This window comes from Serratia sp. (in: enterobacteria) (assembly GCF_051654945.1).
Classification (GTDB): domain Bacteria; phylum Pseudomonadota; class Gammaproteobacteria; order Enterobacterales; family Enterobacteriaceae; genus Chania.
On record NZ_JBOFZA010000053.1, the window covers coordinates 1 to 4,011 of the forward strand.

6 protein-coding genes and 1 pseudogene are annotated in these 4,011 nt (G+C 49.0%); 5 read left to right on the plus strand and 2 right to left on the minus strand.

The features are described from left to right. The coding region (locus ACRDCA_RS07925; protein WP_438689043.1) for an RNA-guided endonuclease InsQ/TnpB family protein at window positions 1–425 on the plus strand (425 nt) is incomplete at its 5' end. A 61-nt stretch (window positions 426–486) separates the two neighbouring features. Here ACRDCA_RS07925 and ACRDCA_RS07930 read toward each other — a convergent pair. Next, window positions 487–849, minus strand: a complete 363-nt coding sequence (locus ACRDCA_RS07930) for a helix-turn-helix domain-containing protein (RefSeq protein ID WP_438689044.1) — start codon at window positions 847–849, stop codon at window positions 487–489. Between the two features lie 538 nt (window positions 850–1,387). Between ACRDCA_RS07930 and ACRDCA_RS07935 the strand changes: the two genes are divergently transcribed. Then, the gene (locus tag ACRDCA_RS07935) at window positions 1,388–1,915 is read left to right on the plus strand and encodes a hypothetical protein (RefSeq protein WP_438689045.1); all 528 of its coding nucleotides are present in this window, start codon (window positions 1,388–1,390) and stop codon (window positions 1,913–1,915) included. Window positions 1,916–1,951: 36 nt separating this feature from the next. On the opposite strand, the pseudogene ACRDCA_RS07940 reads toward ACRDCA_RS07935, so the two are convergent. Beyond that, window positions 1,952–2,441: pseudogene (locus ACRDCA_RS07940) on the minus strand (IS6 family transposase). Between the two features lie 132 nt (window positions 2,442–2,573). On the opposite strand from ACRDCA_RS07940, the gene ACRDCA_RS07945 reads away from it, so the two are divergent. The 3 genes from ACRDCA_RS07945 to ACRDCA_RS07955 all read left to right on the plus strand — a co-directional run bounded on the left by ACRDCA_RS07945 (window position 2,574) and on the right by ACRDCA_RS07955 (window position 3,655). Beyond that, window positions 2,574–2,846, plus strand: a complete 273-nt coding sequence (locus ACRDCA_RS07945) for an AbrB/MazE/SpoVT family DNA-binding domain-containing protein (RefSeq protein WP_438689046.1) — start codon at window positions 2,574–2,576, stop codon at window positions 2,844–2,846. After that, complete coding sequence (locus tag ACRDCA_RS07950; protein WP_438689047.1) at window positions 2,846–3,214, plus strand: type II toxin-antitoxin system PemK/MazF family toxin; 369 nt, start codon at window positions 2,846–2,848, stop codon at window positions 3,212–3,214. The genes ACRDCA_RS07945 and ACRDCA_RS07950 overlap by 1 nt, the downstream gene beginning before the upstream one ends. A 297-nt stretch (window positions 3,215–3,511) precedes the next feature. Further along, window positions 3,512–3,655 carry a YHYH domain-containing protein gene (locus tag ACRDCA_RS07955; RefSeq protein ID WP_438689048.1) on the plus strand — a complete coding sequence of 48 codons (144 nt, stop codon included), beginning with the start codon at window positions 3,512–3,514 and terminating at the stop codon, window positions 3,653–3,655. Window positions 3,656–4,011: the final 356 nt, after the last annotated feature.

Sequence of the window (4,011 nt, forward strand, 5' to 3'; positions counted from 1 at the left end):
CAATGATCGTCATTGAAGACCTGAAGGTTGCCAACATGTCAAAGTCCGCAGCGGGAACGGTAAATCAGCCAGGGCGTAATGTCAGGGCAAAATCGGGTTTAAATCGTTCGATACTGGATCAGGGGTGGTATGAAATGCGTCGCCAGCTTGAGTACAAACAAAGCTGGCGAGGTGGTCAGGTACTGGCAATCAATCCAGCCTATACCAGTCAGAAATGTGCGAGCTGTGGGCATACAGCCAAAGAGAATCGGCAGTCACAAAATCAGTTCGAGTGTCAGGCTTGCGGATATACCGCGAATGCCGACATAAACGGCGCACGAAATATTTTAGCGGCGGGGCACGCCGCGTTAGCCTGTGGAGAAATGGCGCAGTCAGGCCACTCGATGAAGCAGGAACCCACCGAAATGATTCAGACGTTAGTCTGAACGTAGCAGGGATCCTCCGCCTTTAGGCGGGGGAGGATGTCAATTCAACATGTACAACAGATTATGGAGCACCAATGAGGCTCTCTAATGGAATATGAAACTGCTTATTGAGGTTTCTGATCATCGGAATGGTCAATTTACGCTTGCCGTTCAAAATCTCATACACCCGGTTTAACTGCCCGATTGCAGGTTGCAAATCTTTCGCGGTTAGCCCTGATTGCTCCATCCTGAATTTAATGGCTTCAATCGGATCAGGCGGGTCAATAGGGTAGTGTTTCGTTTCATAGGCTTCAATCAGCAATACCATGATTTCCATAAAATCAAATTCGGGTGTACCAGGTTCCGGCTGCGCGTCAAACAGGGGAGAAATTGCATTTAGCGCTTCATGATAATCCTGCTCGGTACGAATGGGCTTGATATTCATTTTGTTACCTCTCTAATCTCAACGGTATTGACATCAATTTTATCGTACTGCTTATGGGTGCAGTTCACACTGGGCGAGGGTTTACGGCGGATCTTGCTAAATTGTGGCAGAACGGGCGGCGCAGGGCGACCGCAATAATTCGGTGATCGTTCGCTGGGGTGTTTGGGGGGTATCGCCGTGTGCGGGAAAAACCCCATCAGGGAAGGGAAAGAGCGAGGCGGTCAGTAACGCCCCCGTTACCGCCGCCAACCCCGGATACAGATGTGCAGTCATCTGATCCACAACGGATTATAACGCAATGAGGGGCAAAGGCTAACCCGGACGAGCCGGGAACCGAAAGCGGGGGTAAAATTGCCCTAAACACTACATCTGGTAACGGTCACTAGATGTAGTGTTTCACGGGCGGCCCAAAGGGAGCCTGAAAAGAGAACTGGGGAGTTTGCCGGTAAAGCCCAACGAACGCAGCGGCAACAAAAAGGCGTTGCATCCGCCAATAAAAATTATAAACTAAGTTTTATAAAAACTTAGGGAAAACGCAATGCCAACCAAACACATTGATGATAAAACGTGGGTGATCATCGAATCTCGCACCATCCAGGCAACCAATGTCATTGAACGCCCGGTGAAAGAGCTGGATATCATGAAACTGTTAATCAAGTATGCGGATGAGCATATTCATTTACAGGACTTCTATGCCTTGCTGCCGAAAAAGAGTTTATACCGCCGCGTGGAAACCTTATTCGGAAAAATAGAGCGTAACTTGACATTTTCAGGGGTGAAGGACGCCTTGATGCATGTGGACGAGATAAAAGACATTCTCAATACCATTGCAGATCAGGAGTTACTTGAAATTTACCAAGAAAATATTATTCGTCTGGATAACCTGTTAAGCGCTATTAGAGGAAACATTGCAACAGGCGTTGGCATAAACAGTGAGAAAAATGAGAAACAAGAGCCAATCACGGAGTATTTATTGATGGCGGCCCGTTCCATGTTGCCCCAATTGAAAGCGACCTTTAACTTGTATGAAGAGAGTCACTCTGACTCAAGGGCTCTGTCGCGTTAACAGCAACAGCCTAGCAAAAGCAGCGTTGCCGTTTTTTTAGGCAGCTAACAGATAAAACCGTTCTGCCGGTGACAATCCGTCGCCAGCGGGATGATGAAGCTGTCTTTTGCGTATCATGTGAACTAACTCAATGCCCGCCAATATCGTCTGTGCCCGGTGAAATGAGGTGAATCCCAGCATCGCTCGCGTTCGTCGTTTGCTATTTCGGTGATCCTGCTCAATCAGATTGTTCAGATACTTATTCTGCCTGACAGTAATGGCTTCTTCTGCTGCTTTATCGGCATTGAGCGTCGCCAGGGCCGCGGTATTCGCGCCGCTTTTATCGAGGGTCACGACCTCCGGTTCGCCGTGATGTCGGATGGCTCTGCGAAAGAAGCGTGGAATGGTCAACGATGACACCCCGCTCGGCCATCATTTCTTCCAGGTTCCGCAGGCTCAGTGAATAAGCCAGATACCAGCGAACACACTGCGTGATAACATCGACGGGATAATGCAGGCGGCTGAAAGCGTTTCGGATCAGCGACATGGACAGACAACATCACGAAAAAAAGCAGCATCTTACCTGACGATCCCTTAATGCGACATAACCCTATTCATTGCTAATGTGTTACTTTGTGCTACATTAATAATGTGAGACAAAATTACACTGGAGAATAAAATGGCTTATGCAAAGTTGCGCCAGCAAGGGGGCGCAGTAGTCGTGACTCTTCCGGCTCGATGGCTGACCGCCAAAGGCTGGAGCGCAGGCGATGAAATAGATTTTAAAGATGATGGCGACGGTGTGCGCATGGTAGCCGTGAAGCGCCAACCGCGAGGCCGTCGCACCATCGCGCAGATCGTTGCAGGCATAAACCCGCAGGACGTTGCCGAATGGCGCGCCGAGACAGGTGATTATTTTACCGATACGCCTGTAGGTAAGGAAATCATTTAATGATCAAACGGAGAACATCCCCTGCTCGCGGTGAAATCTGGCACGTAAATGGTGACCCGCAAGCAGGGCGTGAATTTAAAGGTGCACATTATTACCTAGTGATTAGCGAACATGCCATTAATACCGCCTTTTCAACTGCTATCTGTGTGCCGATCACGAGTGCCGGTGCATTCGCTCGATCTGAGGGCGTTACTGTAGTCATTGACGGAAGTAGCACCGACACGGGCAAAGTCACTGGTGTGGCATTACCGTTCGCTATCCGAGCATTGGATTTGAAAGCGCGTGAGGCTACTTATGCAGCAACGGCAGAACCGCACATCGTTGATGAAGTCACCGCATTGATGATTGATATCATCGACCCGCAATAGTTTCGATTAACCCCGCGCAGGGCCTGGTTTCTCAAATGGAGCCCAGAATCCCCGGCATCCAAGCTATAGGCATTAATCAGGCCACCTGTCAGGTGGATAGTCGTACAGGGACAGGTGGAAACAGTCACATCGCCGACTTCAGCTCAACGCTTTTTGAGCCGATTAGCGGCGCTATTCTCAGCGTTTCCCCTTGCTTCGTGATAAGATTTTCCCCAGGCGAACCCCAGACATAAACGCCTTTAGTCTGCCAAGCTTTTGACCGGATTATTTATTGTTTTTTTGCGTAAGGATGGCTAAATGAACAAAATATTAACAATACTTCTCGTTGCTCTATCTGTTAGCGTTTCAGCACAAGTTTTTGCCCATTCTGGTGGCACCAATTCTGATGGTTGCCATACCAATAAAAAAACGGGAGAGTACCATTGCCATAATAAAAAATAATATTTGAGCATATACTCAATATCAGAAGTGGGCAGTACTGGCCCACTTCTGTTTTGTTGTGCGTCATCCAACCGCTAAAATTAAGCACAATATGGCTAGGCGTAAGGATCCGGGCGTAAATGTGTAAGATCGTTCTTCAGGCCGCGCCAGCTCTGGCTTTACATGCTTAAATAAATTTTAACCTGAGCGTAAGCGTTAAGTGAGTCTTGCAACTACCCAGCATCACGGCGGGCGACCCGGCCCTTCTGAAGTCCTCCGTGCAGACGGACCGCACCACCTATGTCACCGGAGACACGATGACGCTGACGGTGATGCTGGAAGACAGTTACGGCAACCGGGTCAGCGAGCAGACTGCC